At 70.5% G+C, this 13118-nt stretch carries 14 protein-coding genes and 1 tRNA gene; 11 read left to right on the plus strand and 4 right to left on the minus strand.

Features of this window, described 5'->3' with window-relative positions; all coding sequences use genetic code 11:
• Positions 1–159 precede the first annotated feature (159 nt).
• Positions 160–1992 (plus strand): putative bifunctional diguanylate cyclase/phosphodiesterase, encoded by a 1833-nt coding sequence (locus tag ACFYRX_RS46030; RefSeq protein WP_389113324.1) that lies wholly within the window; start codon positions 160–162, stop codon positions 1990–1992.
• On the opposite strand, the gene ACFYRX_RS46035 is transcribed toward ACFYRX_RS46030, so the two are convergent.
• Entirely contained in the window at positions 1971–3080 is a 1110-nt protein-coding gene (locus ACFYRX_RS46035) for an LLM class flavin-dependent oxidoreductase (protein WP_389113325.1), read from the minus strand. The two genes, ACFYRX_RS46030 and ACFYRX_RS46035, sit on opposite strands and share 22 nt — an antisense overlap.
• Before the next feature lie 184 nt (positions 3081–3264).
• Between ACFYRX_RS46035 and ACFYRX_RS46040 the strand changes: the two genes are divergently transcribed.
• Together ACFYRX_RS46040 and ACFYRX_RS46045 are read left to right on the plus strand one after the other, a co-directional pair.
• Entirely contained in the window at positions 3265–3531 is a 267-nt protein-coding gene (locus ACFYRX_RS46040) for a hypothetical protein (protein WP_389113327.1), read from the plus strand.
• 11 nt (positions 3532–3542) lie between these two features.
• Complete coding sequence (locus ACFYRX_RS46045) at positions 3543–4073, plus strand: hypothetical protein (protein ID WP_389113328.1); 531 nt, start codon at positions 3543–3545, stop codon at positions 4071–4073.
• Between the two features lie 28 nt (positions 4074–4101).
• On the opposite strand, the gene ACFYRX_RS46050 is transcribed toward ACFYRX_RS46045, so the two are convergent.
• Entirely contained in the window at positions 4102–4833 is a 732-nt protein-coding gene (locus tag ACFYRX_RS46050; RefSeq protein ID WP_389113330.1) for a decarboxylase, read from the minus strand.
• Positions 4830–5627: an aspartate/glutamate racemase family protein gene (locus ACFYRX_RS46055; RefSeq protein ID WP_389113332.1), complete on the minus strand. Its 798-nt coding sequence runs from the start codon at positions 5625–5627 to the stop codon at positions 4830–4832. Before ACFYRX_RS46055 ends, ACFYRX_RS46050 begins: the two co-directional genes overlap by 4 nt.
• A 198-nt stretch (positions 5628–5825) precedes the next feature.
• On the opposite strand from ACFYRX_RS46055, the gene ACFYRX_RS46060 reads away from it, so the two are divergent.
• Positions 5826–6773, plus strand: a complete 948-nt coding sequence (locus ACFYRX_RS46060; protein ID WP_389113334.1) for a D-2-hydroxyacid dehydrogenase — start codon at positions 5826–5828, stop codon at positions 6771–6773.
• Between the two features lie 20 nt (positions 6774–6793).
• Positions 6794–8155: an amidase gene (locus ACFYRX_RS46065; RefSeq protein WP_389113336.1), complete on the plus strand. Its 1362-nt coding sequence runs from the start codon at positions 6794–6796 to the stop codon at positions 8153–8155.
• Between the two features lie 54 nt (positions 8156–8209).
• Here the strand turns inward: ACFYRX_RS46065 and ACFYRX_RS46070 are convergent, their stop codons facing one another.
• On the minus strand, positions 8210–8704 hold the full coding sequence (locus tag ACFYRX_RS46070) for a DUF3830 family protein (RefSeq protein WP_389113337.1): 495 nt from the start codon (positions 8702–8704) through the stop codon (positions 8210–8212).
• Between the two features lie 97 nt (positions 8705–8801).
• On the opposite strand from ACFYRX_RS46070, the gene ehuB reads away from it, so the two are divergent.
• From ehuB to ACFYRX_RS46100, 6 genes are all read left to right on the plus strand, one after another.
• Positions 8802–9707: an ectoine/hydroxyectoine ABC transporter substrate-binding protein EhuB gene (gene ehuB / locus ACFYRX_RS46075; protein ID WP_389113339.1), complete on the plus strand. Its 906-nt coding sequence runs from the start codon at positions 8802–8804 to the stop codon at positions 9705–9707.
• Entirely contained in the window at positions 9704–10402 is a 699-nt protein-coding gene (gene ehuC / locus ACFYRX_RS46080) for an ectoine/hydroxyectoine ABC transporter permease subunit EhuC (protein ID WP_389113340.1), read from the plus strand. The genes ehuB and ehuC overlap by 4 nt, the downstream gene beginning before the upstream one ends.
• Positions 10399–11049, plus strand: coding sequence for an ectoine/hydroxyectoine ABC transporter permease subunit EhuD (gene ehuD / locus ACFYRX_RS46085; RefSeq protein WP_389113341.1), 651 nt, complete (start codon positions 10399–10401; stop codon positions 11047–11049). Before ehuC ends, ehuD begins: the two co-directional genes overlap by 4 nt.
• 10 nt (positions 11050–11059) lie before the next feature.
• A complete protein-coding gene (ehuA, locus tag ACFYRX_RS46090) occupies positions 11060–11836 on the plus strand; it encodes an ectoine/hydroxyectoine ABC transporter ATP-binding protein EhuA (protein WP_389113342.1) in 777 nt (258 codons plus the stop codon).
• A gap of 310 nt (positions 11837–12146) precedes the next feature.
• Positions 12147–12899 (plus strand): IclR family transcriptional regulator, encoded by a 753-nt coding sequence (locus ACFYRX_RS46095; RefSeq protein ID WP_389113343.1) that lies wholly within the window; start codon positions 12147–12149, stop codon positions 12897–12899.
• Between the two features lie 86 nt (positions 12900–12985).
• Positions 12986–13059 (plus strand) — tRNA-Lys (locus tag ACFYRX_RS46100).
• The last annotated feature ends 59 nt before the right edge of the window (positions 13060–13118 follow it).

The raw sequence follows: 13118 nt of genomic DNA on the forward strand, positions 1-13118 counted from the left end.
GGGGCCGAAGAACCCGTCCAGCTGCGGGCAGAAACGATCTGCCAGAAGGGGTTGCCGGTCGTCGAGACTGGGCAATGGCTGGAAGGGCCTGGGGGCAACCTCTATGATCGGCACACTTTCCTGCGCGGACAGCGATCGAGTGCACTGCGGGAGCTAGCGGTGAACGGAACGTCCGAAGGGCCGGCGCCCGCGACAGACCTCGACGGGTCAGCCGTAACAGAGAGTGACATCACGACATCTGCTCGTACCGAGCACCCCGCGCATCGCGCGGCTTTCGCGGCAGCGCCGCTGGCCATGGCGGTGGTGAACCGCGAGGGCACGGTCGTCGACGCCAACCCGGCCTTCGGCGAGCTGCTCGGCGCCGTGCCGGAGGAGCTTGCCGGGGCGGTCGCCGCCGATCTGGTGGACCTGGCCTCGGACGCCCGCACCTGGCACGCCTACCGCGAGGTGCTGCGCGGCCGGCAGGCGAAGCTGCGCTGCAAGCGCCGGCTCAAGCATCCCGACGGACACTCACTGTGGGCGCAGATCACGGTCGCGCCGCTGGCCGAGGGCCCCGAGGGCTCCCCCGGTGTGCTGCTGTCCGTCGCCGACATCACCGCCCGGCGTGAACTCCAGGCGCGGCTGCGGCACTTGCAGATGCACGACCCGGTGACCCGGCTGCCCAACCGCACCCTGTTCTTCGAGCGGCTGACGGCCGCCCTGGAGGCGGAGTCGTACGAACAGGGCGGCACCGGCCGGATCGGGCTGTGCTATCTGGACCTCGACGGTTTCCAGGCCGTCAACGACACCCTCGGCCACCGGGTCGGCGACCGGCTGCTGGCCGCCGTCGCCGAGCGCCTGACGCGCTGCGCCAACGAGGCGGGGCGCGGCCGGGGGACCACTCCCCTGGTGGCGAGGCTGGGCGGCGACGAGTTCGCCCTGCTCGTCGAGGACTCCACGGGCACGGAACAGCTCGCCGACCTCGCCGAGTCACTGCTGAAGGCGATCCAGGCGCCCTTCGACGTCTCCGGTCACCGGATGTCGGTGTCGGCGTCGATCGGGGTCGTCGAGCGACAGGCGGAGGGCACCTCGGCGACGGGTCTGATGCAGGCCGCCGACACCACGCTGTACTGGGCCAAGGCGGATGGCCGGGACCGCTGGACGCTCTTCGACCCCGAGCGCAACGCCCACCGCGTGACCCGTCAGGCCCTCGCCTCCACGCTCCGCCCGGCCATCGAGCGCGGCGAGTTCCAGTTGGAGTACCAGCCGCTGGTGGGCATGGAGGACGGCCGGCTGCGCGGGGTCGAGGCGCTGGTGCGCTGGAACCACCCGCAGTTCGGGATGCTGACGCCGAATCGGTTCATCGCACTGGCCGAGGAGGACGGTTCGATCGTCCCGCTCGGCCGCTGGATCCTGGTCACCGCCTGCCGCCAGGCCCGGCAGTGGCAGCTCGACCACCCCGACGAGCCGCCGATCTTCGTCAGCGTCAACGTGGCGGTCCGCCAGGTCTGGGACTCCGACCTGGTCGCGGACGTGGCGAAGACGCTGGCGGAGACCGGTCTGGCCCCGCACCTGCTCCAGCTCGAACTCACCGAGTCGGCGGTGATGGGCTCGGCGGGCCGCCCGCTCCAGGCCCTCCAGGCGCTGAGCGACATGGGCGTCGGCATCGCGATCGACGACTTCGGCACCGGCTACTCGAACCTCGCCTACCTCAGCCGGCTGCCGGTCTCCGTCCTGAAACTGGACGGTTCCTTCGTGCGCGGATTCCAGTACGAGGGTGAGGGCGTCGCTCCCAACCCGGCCGACGAGGTCGTCGTCGAGGCGATGATCCAGCTCGCCCACCGCCTCGGCCTCACCGTCACCGCGGAGTGCGTGGAGACCTCGGCCCAGGCCACCCGCCTGCGCCGGATCGGCTGCGACACCGGCCAGGGCTGGCTGTACTCGCGGCCGGTGTCGCCGGATCGTATCTCCGGGCTGATGGAGACCCCGACCTACGCGGTGGGCAACCCGTAGGTGTCCGCGACGAGTTCGTAGGAACGCAGGCGTACGTCGCCGCTGTGGGCGTGGGCCGTGAGCATCAGCTCGTCGGCGCCGGTGCGCTTGTGGAGGTCGTCGAGGCCGGAGCGGACCTCGTCGGCGGTGCCGTGGATGACGTTGGCGTTCCAGGAGGTGGCGAACTCCTCCTCCATGGGGCTGAACTCGTACGCCTCGGCCTCCTCGGGGGTGGGGACCAGACCGGGGCGGCCGGTGCGCAGCCGGATCATGTTGAGGGAGGCGGCGCGGACCTGGCGGCGGGCCTCCTTCTCGTCGTCCGTGGCGAGGGCGGAGACGCCGATGAGGGCGTACGGCTCGTCGAGGACCGCGGAGGGCCGGAAGGACTCCCGGTAGAGGTCCAGGGCCGGGACGGTGTTCTGCGCCGAGAAGTGGTGCGCGAAGGCGAACGGCAGCCCGAGGGTGCCGGCCAGCCGGGCGCTGAACCCGGAGGAGCCGAGCAGCCAGAGCGGCGGGCGGTGCGGGGACTGGACACCGCCGGGCGAGGTCGCCTGGACCGGGCCGGGTACCGCGTGGATACGGCGGTAGGGGTGGCCGTCGGGGAAGTCGTCGTCCAGGAAGCGGGTGAGCTCGGCGAGCTGCTCGGGGAAGTCGTCGGCGCCCTCGTTGAGCCGGTCCGTGCGGCGCAGGGCCGCGGCGGTGGCGCCGTCCGTGCCGGGAGCGCGGCCGAGGCCCAGGTCGATACGGCCCGGGGCCATCGCCTCCAGGGTGCCGAACTGTTCCGCGATCACCAGCGGGGCGTGGTTGGGGAGCATGACGCCGCCCGAGCCGAGCCGGATGCGGGTGGTGTGGGCGGCGAGGTGGGCGAGGATCACCGCGGGCGACGAGGACGCCACACCCGGCATGGAGTGGTGCTCGGCGACCCAGTAGCGGTGGTAGCCGCGGGACTCCGTGAGCTTGGCGATGGCGACGCTGGTGCGCAGGGCGTCGGTGGCCGTGCGGCCTGCGCCGACGGTGACCAGGTCCAGTACCGAGAGGGGTACGGGGGCGGTGCCCTGTGCAGTGCCTCGGATCTCGTCTGCCGCCACGGTGGGGTGCCTCCTGCTCATGTGCTGTGCGCTGTCGTAGCGCGTCGTCGTGAGGAGAACAGGAGAGTGTCCCCGGTTATTCCCGGGCCCGGCCGCGCGTCGTGCTGGAGCCCCATCTTCCGTATCCCGTACGGCACTTGGCCGCTTGGCGCAGGGACCCCCGGGTACCCGGAGCGCACAATCCCACAAACCGGAGGGATCGCCCATGACGCGGGAGAACACGTCGCGGCCGTCGGACCTCGGACCGCTCGAACCCGGCACCGCACAGCGCGCCCAGTTGTCCGTCCGTATCGCCGACATCGCGTGGACCGCGCTGAGTGTCGTCGCCGCCCTGTGGGCGGTTCTGGCCACCGTCGACGCCGTGCGCGGCACCGGCTCGTGGGCCTACTGCGCGGTGTCCCTGGTGCTGCTGGCCGTCGGCCTGACGATGCGCGTTCTCGGCATCCGCCGACGGGCCCGGACCAGCTTGTGAGGGAGGACACCGTGGAACGCGTCACCACCCTGCTCAGCAGGCATCTGTGGCTCCAGTTCACGCTGTCCGCGCTGCTCGCCTCCGCCATGGTCCTGCTGCTGTTCCCCGAGCAGTCGACCGCCTCGGTCCTGGTGCGCGTCGCCTTCGCCGCCCTCGGCGGGATCGCCGTCGTGATCGCCGTGCGCCGCAGGGAGAAGCGGGTCGCCGGATCGACCGACAGTCTCGTCTCGCTGGACCGGAAGCTGCGCCGCGGCGAGGTCCCCACCGCGCCCGAGGAGCGGCAGGCCATGCGTGACCTGGTGGAACAGCGTCTGCATCGCACCCGGCACCGTGTCGCGGCCCAGATCCTCCTCGCCGTTCTGTCGGGAGCCGTCGTGGTGCTGACGGCCCTGACCGCGGGACCGCGGCAGACACTCGGCTTCGCCGTGTTCTGCGTTGCCTTCCTGGGCTGGCTCGTCCTCCAGGGCAACCTCCAGCACCGCCGGCTGCGCACCATGCGCACGGCGCTCACCACCGACGTCCCGCAGGAGCGTCGACGGTGAGCGCCTGAAGCCGCCTCACGTCCTCGCGTCAGACCTGGACGATCGGCTCCCTCGTGAACAGCGCTCCCATCGCCGGGGCGTTCACCCTGCGGTCCGTCAGGCGCAGGGCCTCCCAGACGGTGACCTGGTTCGCCGTGAGGACCGGCTTGCCGAGTTCCTTCTCCAGGGCCGTGATGTGGGTCGCCGTGTGGAGGGCCGTGTCGGGGAGGAGAACCGCCTCGGCGTCCGGGGAGTCGGCCGCCCGGGCCAGCGCGAAGACCTCCTCCTCGCCCCAGGCGCCGACCTCGGCCGCCGTGATGATCCCGGCGCCGTGGACCTGGAGGACCTCCACGCCACCGGCCCGCAGGAACTGCGCGAACAGGTCCGCCACGTCGTCCGGGTAGGTCGCCGCGACCGCCACCCGTGCGGCCCCGATCTCCCGAGCCGCGTGCACGAAGGCGAACGAGGTGGAGGAGGCGGCCATGCCTGCCGTGCGGGCGAGTGTGCGCACCTGCTCCTGGGCGCCCTCCCAGCCATATACGAAACTGCCGCTGGTGCAGGCCCATACGACGGACTCGGCACCCGACATGCGCAGTTCCTCGACGCCCGCGGCGAGCCGTTCCGCCGAGCCCATCTCCAGGAGGGCGTCCACGCGGTGGGCGTCGGTGCCGATGTCGGTGTGGACCACGTCCAGGCGGATGTCGCTGCCCAGCAGCTGTTCGATGCGCGGATAGTCGTCCTCCGCGGAGTGGCCCGGGTAGAGGAATCCGAGTGCGGTCATGTCCAGCCTTCCTGCTGCTGTTCTTCGTCCGGCAGTACGGGGCGTACGGGGCCGCTCCTCGCCGCCGGGTCGATCAGCGCCTGGTACGGCCCCACCGCTCGGGTACCCAGTCGGCGCAGCGCCGCCCACATCGTCACCTGGTTGGCCGAGATCACCGGGATGCGCAGTTCCGCCTCCAGTTGCGGGATGACGTCGTAGGTCGGCAGGTTGGTGCAGCTGATGAACAGTGCCTGGGCGTCGTGCCGTACGGCCTTGTGGGCCATCTCGGAGACCTGGCGGTACGGCACCTTCCAGATGTGCCGGGTCAGGCCCATGTAGGCGCACCCGGTGACCGCCACGCCCGCCTCGGCGACGTACTCCTCCAGCGACCGGGTCACCGACACCGTGTACGGCGTCACCAGCGCCACGCGCCGTACGCCGAGCTCGGCGAGCGCGTCCAGCAGGGCGCCCGAGGTGGTCAGGGAGGGGACCGCGCCCGCCGTGGTCATGGCCGCGCACATGGCGCGTTCCCCGGCGATCCCGCCGACGAAGCTGCCGGAGGTGCAGGCGTAGGCGACGACCTCGGGGGTGATCGCGTGGAGGGTGCGCACCGCCTCGTGCAGGGTCTCGTGCTCGCTGACCAGGCGGGCCAGGTCGAGGCTGACCTCGACGGGGACGTACGGCGTGCGGGTCAGATGGAGCGAGATCTCGTCGGGGACCCAGCGCCACAGCTCGCGATCGAGCGCGAAGTCGAAGGGGGCGACGACACCGACACCGCGCTGCGGGCGCGGACCACCCAGAAAGGAAACGTCCATGGCAGAGACCGGCCTCACGGTGGGAGACGGTGGGACAGCGGAACGTGCTCAACGCCCGTGTTGACGAAGGTAGGTTCGGGTGCGAGCGTGGTCAATCCGCCCATGTCACGCACACATCACATCGGTGTCACCGACGGCGTTCCCGCCCACGTCAGACACCCGGCAGCCCCGCGACAATCCGCAGAAAACGGTGCCTCGATGTCCGTCCCCACCCTTCTGGTCCTCGACGCAGAACCCCCGCCGCGGCTCGGGAGACTCACCGGCCGGGCCCGGATCGTGCACACGGACGGGGCCGGGCTCGCCGAGCGGCTGTCGTTCGCCGACGTGCTGCTGGTCTGGGACTTCACCTCGACCGCGGTGCGGGACGCGTGGCCGGGCGAGGGTCCGCGACCGCGCTGGGTGCACACGGCGAGCGCGGGCGTGGACCACCTGATGTGCCCCGAACTCGCCGCCTCCGACACCAGGGTGACCAACGCCCGCGGTGTCTTCGACCAGCCGATCGCCGAGTACGTGGCCGCGCTGGTCCTGACAATGGCCAAGGACCTGCCCCGGACCCTGGAGCTGCAACGCGAGGGCGCCTGGCGGCACCGGGAGTCCCAGCGGGTGGCCGGCACGCGTGCGTGCGTGGTCGGTTCCGGGCCCATCGGCCGGGCGATCGCGGCCACCCTCAAGGCGCTGGGCATCACCACCGCCCTGGTCGGCCGCCGCCCCCGCACCGGGATCCACGGCCCCGACGACATCGACCGTCTGATGGCCCGCGCCGACTGGGTGATCGCGGCCGCCCCGCTCACCGCGGAGACGCACGGCATGTTCGACGCCCGGCGGTTCGGGATGATGCAGCCCTCCGCCCGGTTCATCAACATCGGCCGGGGTCAGCTGGTCGTCGAGGACGCGCTGGTGGAGGCGGTGTCCAAACGGTGGATCGCCGGTGCCGCCCTCGACGTCTTCGACACCGAACCCCTGCCGCCCGAGAGCCCGTTGTGGCAGGTCCCGGGTCTCATCGTGTCCCCGCACATGAGCGGCGACACGATCGGCTGGCGTGATGAACTCGGCACCCAGTTCGTGGAGTTGTACGACCGCTGGGAGGCGGGCAGAGCACTGTCGAACGTGGTCGACAAGCAACGCGGGTACGTACCAGGGCACTGAACGCCGACGGAGGGGCACATATGCGGGACCTCACCGAACTGACCGCCGTACAACTCGTCGAGGGGTACCGCAAGGGCGAGTTCAGCCCCGTGGAGGCGACCCGGGCGGCCCTGGAACGGGCCGAACGGATCCAGCCGGAGGTGAACGCCTTCGTGCGCGTGACCGGGGAGGAGGCTCTGGCGCAGGCCCACGCGTCGGCCGACCGGTGGCGGCGCGGGGAGCCGTCCGGCGCGGTGGACGGCGTACCGGTCACGGTGAAGGACATCCTGCTGATGCGCGGGCTCCCGACGCTGAAGGGGTCCAAGACGATTGCCGGGAGCGGGACTTGGGACGAGGACGCCCCGTCCGTGGCCCGACTGCGCGAGCAGGGCGCCGTGTTCCTCGGTAAGACGACCACCCCGGAGTTCGGCTGGAAGGGCGTCACGGACTCGCCGTTGTCGGGGGTGACCCGCAATCCCCACGACCCGACGCGCACCGCGGGCGGCTCCAGCGGGGGTGCCGCCGCGGCCGTGGCGCTCGGCGCGGGGCCGCTCGCGCTGGGCACGGACGGCGGGGGCAGTGTCCGGATCCCGGCCGCCTTCTGCGGGATCTTCGCCCTGAAGCCGACGTACGGCCGGGTGCCGCTCTACCCGGCGAGCGCCTTCGGCACCCTCGCCCACGTGGGCCCGATGACCCGCGACGCGGCCGACGCGGCACTGCTGCTCGACGTGATCGGGGTGCCGGACTCCCGCGACTGGTCGGCGCTGGGACCGGCGGCGGGCCCGTACACGGCGGCCCTGCCGGGCGGGGTGCGGGGCCTGCGGGTCGCTTACTCCCCGTCCCTCGGCGGTCAGGTCGCCGTACAGCCGGGGGTGGCGGCCGCGGTCCGGCGTGCCGTGGAGCGGCTCGCCGAACTCGGCGCGTACGTCACCGAGGCCGACCCCGACTTCGCCGATCCGGTGGACGCCTTCCACACCCTGTGGTTCAGCGGGGCGGCCCGGGTGACGCAGCATCTCGGGCCGCACCAGAGGCAGTTGCTGGACCCGGGGCTCCGGGAGATCTGTGGGCTTGGGGCGCGCATGAGTGCGCTGGACTACCTCGCCGCGGTGGACGTCCGGATGGCACTCGGCCGCCGGATGGGCCGTTTCCACGACTCCTACGACCTGCTGGTCACGCCGACCCTCCCGATCACCGCGTTCGAGGCGGGCACCGAGGTCCCCAAGGGCTCCGGACACCGGCGCTGGACGGGCTGGACCCCTTTCACGTACCCCTTCAACATGACGCAGCAGCCCGCCGCGTCCGTCCCGGTGGGAACCGACGGCGACGGGCTGCCGGTGGGGTTGCAGATCGTGGCGGCGCGGCACCGGGACGACCTGGTGCTGCGGGCGGCTCACGCGCTGTAAGAGGCCGACGCGGCGGGCATCCGGCCGGCCGCCCGGGCCGGCGTGGAGTGAGCGCTACGCCCGGCTGAAGCGGAGACTCTCGCCGAGAGCGCCCGCCCGCCAGAGGTCGTTGCAGCCGTCGGCCAGTTCCTCCAGGCCGTCCACGACCTGGCCCCACACGATCCCCGGAACCCAGCCCACATCGCCGTTCAGGAGCAGGTTGTTGCGCTCGTAGAACAGGGCCAGGTCGACCAGGGTCGTGCCGGGGCGGACCTCGCGGTCGTAGCCGTGGGACTTGGTGCCGAGTTCGGTGCCCGCGAAGGAGAAATAACAAAGATCTCCGGGAATCGGGGTAACTGTCGGATTTTCCAGGGGTGGCTCGGTTTCCGCGAAAGGCGGGAAAAGGGCGTAGATCTCATTGCGCGCGTATTTCGCGTGATAGACGTCACCGGCGAGCGGGAGTGCGTCCCACACGGCACCGCAGGTGATCGGCGCACGGTCGTCGAGCAGCTTTGCCGTGGCGGTGATCCCCCGCTTGACCAGCGAGACTTCGATGTAACGGTCAGCCATGCATTCCATGGTCCCCCGCCGGTCAAGAGGGCATCGGCTCGGAAAGGGGCTCGAATCGGCCTGCATAAGTCGCATCCGGTCGGGTAGCCGCGCCGCCATGGCTCCACCACTGGAACATGGCGAACACACATCCGGGACCACCCGCCGGTCGCTGCTCGCGGGGGTAGCGGCGCTCGGTGCGCTGGGCGCGGCCGGCTGCTCACGCGTGGCCACCGCCTCGGCCACGGGAGGCGGCGAACTGCTCGACCGGCTGCGCGCGGCAGGTGTCGTACGGCTGGGAATCGCGGGTGAGATCCCCTTCGGATACATCGACAGGAACGGCGACCTGACCGGGGAGGCACCGGAACTCGCGAGGGCCGTGTTCAAACGGCTCGGGGTGGACCGGGTGCAGCCTGTGCCGACCGAGTTCGGCTCGCTCATCCCGGGACTCAAGTCGCAGCAGTTCGACGTCGTGGCCGCCGGGATGTACGTGACCCCCGAACGCTGCGAGCAGGTCATCTTCGCCGACCCCGATTACCAGATCCAGGACTCCTTCGTCGTACGGAAGGGCAATCCGCTGGGTCTGCACAACTACCAGGATGTCGTCAGGAAGAAGGCGAGGTTCTCCACCGCGACAGGGAACGCGCAGATCGACTACGTCATCGACGCGGGGTACAAGCGGAGCGACATCCTGCTCGTCCCGGACCAGGTGGCGGGGCTGAACGCCGTGGAGGCCGGTCGCGTCGACGTGTTCGCCGGGACCGCCGTGACCACCCGTGCGGTGGTGGAGAAGTCCCGCAAGGCGGAGGCGACCAAGCCGTTCTCCGCGATCGTGGACGGCAAGCCGCACATCGACGGCGGCGCCTTCGCGTTCCGGCCGACCGAGACGAAGCTGCGGGACGCCTTCAACGTCGAGCTGCACAAGCTGAAGAAGAGCGGCGAGGTGCTGCGGATCCTCAGGCCCTTCGGGTTCACCCAGGCCGAGATGACCGACCTGACCGCGAAGGAGCTCTGCGGCGGATGACGACCGGACTCTGGGAACTGGTACTCAAGGGCATCTGGACGACCGTCCAGCTGCTGGTCCTCAGCTCACTGCTCGCCGCCGCCGTGTCCTTCGTGATCGGCGTCGCGCGCACCCACCGGCTGTGGATCGTCCGCTTCCTCGCGGGCTTCTACACCGAGGTGTTCCGTGGCACCTCCGCACTGGTGATGATCTTCTGGGTGTTCTTCGTGCTGCCCCCGGCCTTCGGCTGGCAGCTGGTGCCGATGTGGGCGGGCACGCTCGCGCTCGGACTGACCTACGGGGCGTACGGCTCCGAGATCGTGCGCGGGGCGCTCAAGGCGGTCGACCCGGCCCAGCAGGAGGGCGGGATCGCGCTGAGCTTCACACCCTGGCAGCGGATGCGGCTGATCCTGCTGCCGCAGGCGGTGCCGGAGATGATCCCGCCGTTCTCCAACCTGCTGATCGAGCTGCTCAAGGGCACCGCGCTGGTGTCCGTGATGGGCATGGGTGATCTGGCGTTCAGCGGCAACCTGGTGCGGCTCGCGCTCCAGGAGAGCGCCGGCATCTACACGTATCTGCTGCTCATCTACTTCGTGATCGCGTTCCTGCTGACCCGCTTGATGCGCGGTCTGGAGAAGAAGCTCAAGGCGGGGGTCGGCAAGGAACCCACGCGTGAGGTCCAGGTGCCCCAGCCTGTCGGAGGTGGTGTCGGATGACATGGGACTGGAGTGCCGTAAGCGACTTCATGCCGCAGTTCTGGGACGGACTGCTGGTCACCCTGCAGGCCCTCGCGCTGGGCTCGCTGATCTCCTTCGCGCTCGGACTGGTGTGGGCGCTGCTGATGCGCGCGCCGTCGCGGTTCGTGCGCTGGCCGGTCGGGGTGGTCACGGAGTTCGTGCGCAACACCCCGCTGCTGGTCCAGCTGTTCTTCCTCTTCTACGTGCTGCCCGAGTGGGGTGTGACCCTCTCGGCGCTGGCCACCGGTGTCATCGGGATCGGGCTGCACTACTCGACGTACACCATGCAGGTCTACCGCGCCGGTATCGAGGCGGTGCCCGCCGGCCAGTGGGAGGCGGCGACGGCGCTGAACCTGCCGCGGGTGCGGACCTGGCAGGTGGTGATCCTGCCGCAGGCGATCCGCCGGGTCGTGCCGGCCCTCGGCAACTACGTGATCTCGATGCTCAAGGACACGCCGCTGCTGATGGTGATCACGGTCCTGGAGATGCTCGGCCAGGCGCGGCTGTACTCGCAGCAGCACTTCCAGTTCACCGAGCCCCTGACCGTGATCGGCGTGGCCTTCATCGTCATCTCCTATCTGGCCTCCCTTCTTCTGCGATCCCTGGAGCGACGTCTTGTCCGCTGACACCCCTCTCATGAAGGAACCCGACGCCAACACCAACCCGCCGGTGGACGGCAGCGAGCTCATCCGCTTCGAGAACGTGACCAAGCGCTTCGGGTCGAACACGGTCCTGGACCGGCTGAACTTCTCCGTGGACTCCGGCAAGCACGTGACCCTGATCGGCCCCTCCGGGTCCGGCAAGACCACGATCCTGCGGATGCTCATGACGCTGACCAAGCCCGACGAGGGCACGGTCACGGTCGACGACCAGACGCTGTTCCCGGCGCCGGAGAAGCAGCTCCGCGAGGTGCGCAAGAAGATCGGGATGGTCTTCCAGCAGTTCAACCTGTTCCCGAACATGTCGGTGCTCAGGAACATCACCGAGGCCCCCGTCACCGTGCTCGGCCTGCCCAAGGACGAGGCGGAGGCACGCGCGCGTGAGCTGCTCGACCTGGTGGGCCTCGCCGACAAGGCCGACGCCCGGCCGACCCAGCTGTCCGGTGGCCAGCAGCAGCGGGTGGCGATCGCGCGGGCGCTGGCCATGCGGCCGCGGGTGCTGCTGCTCGACGAGGTGACCTCGGCGCTCGACCCGGAGCTGGTCGCGGGCGTGCTCGACGTACTGCGGGACATCGCCCGCACCACCGACATCACGATGCTCTGTGTCACCCACGAGATGAACTTCGCCCGGGACATCTCCGACCAGGTCCTGATGTTCGACTCGGGTCGCATCATCGAGTCGGGCACCCCGGAGAAGATCTTCAGCGAGCCCGAGCAGGACCGGACCCGAGAATTTCTCAGCGCGGTTCTCTGACCACAAGAAGTGAACGAAGTTCAATCTGCGAGGTCCCCGGCCCGGGTGGTGCCCATGGCATATGCCAGAGTGCCAGCGCTCCTGTTGAGAGGGCCGGGCCGGGGCCGGAATCTCGTCAACACCCGCTCACTACCGGCCCTTTGACGGCTATCGTGGGAGGGATCGCTTTTCGGATTACTGCCCAGTAGTAGTGCACCGAGCGAGCCGCAGGGGGAAACACCGTGGCGCTGCTGTGCTGTCCCGGGGGACGACCCCCGGACCCCCGGCCGAACACCCACGTGCTCAACTCTTCCATGCGAGGTGTGTCACCGTGAGGATCGAGCCGACCGCGCCGTACCACTCGGCCCAGGACGCACTGCGCGTCCTGGAGACGGTGGCGCGGCACTCCGCCGGAGTCACCGACGCCGAACTCGCCCGCACCACCGGCCTGGACCCCGAGCGGCTGACCGCGCTCCTGAGGATGCTGCGCCGGGAGGGGTACGTCGAGCAGGTCGCCGACGGCGCGTACGTGACGGGCGAGGCCCTGACCAGGCTGGGCTCCACCCACGGCCGCGACCAGGCCCTGCGGGACCAGCTCCAGCGCACCCTGGACGAACTGCGCGACTCGATCGGCGCGGCGATCTACATCAGCCGGTACGTCGACGGCGAGGTCACCATCGCCCAGTACGCCGACGGCCCCACGACCCCGGCGGTCAACGAGTGGGTGGACTTCCGCTCCTCCGCGCACGCCACGGCCCTCGGCAAGAGCCTGCTCAGCCAGCTCGACCACAACGGCCGCCGCGACCACCTCTCCCGGCACCGGATGACCCGCCTCACCTCCCGGACCATCACCAACGACAGGCAGCTCCTCTCCCGCCTGGAGGCCCAGCCGCCGACGGTCCCCCACCTCGACCTCCAGGAGTACGCGGTGGGCACGGTGTGCGCGGCCGTCCCGATCACCGCCGGATCGACGGTGGGCTGCCTGGCTCTCTCGCTCCCGATCGAGCAGGCCCACCGGCTCCGCCAGGCCACGGACCGGCTGAACCGCAGCGCGGCACCGCTGCTGCTGTCCCTGGCGATCTGACCGGCCACGGGTGGTCGGAAGCACCCCCGCGGACCGGGTATTATTTTCCCTGTCGCCAGCCGCCAAAAGCGGAGGGCGAGAGTCATGCGCCGCTAGCTCAGTTGGTTAGAGCAGCTGACTCTTAATCAGCGGGTCCGGGGTTCGAGTCCCTGGCGGCGCACCGGTGAAGGGCCTCTCGTGGGAGCGAGAGGCCCTTCGGCGTTCCCGGGTCACTGCGAG

Source organism: Streptomyces sp. NPDC005374 (assembly GCF_042872225.1).
GTDB lineage: Bacteria > Actinomycetota > Actinomycetes > Streptomycetales > Streptomycetaceae > Streptomyces.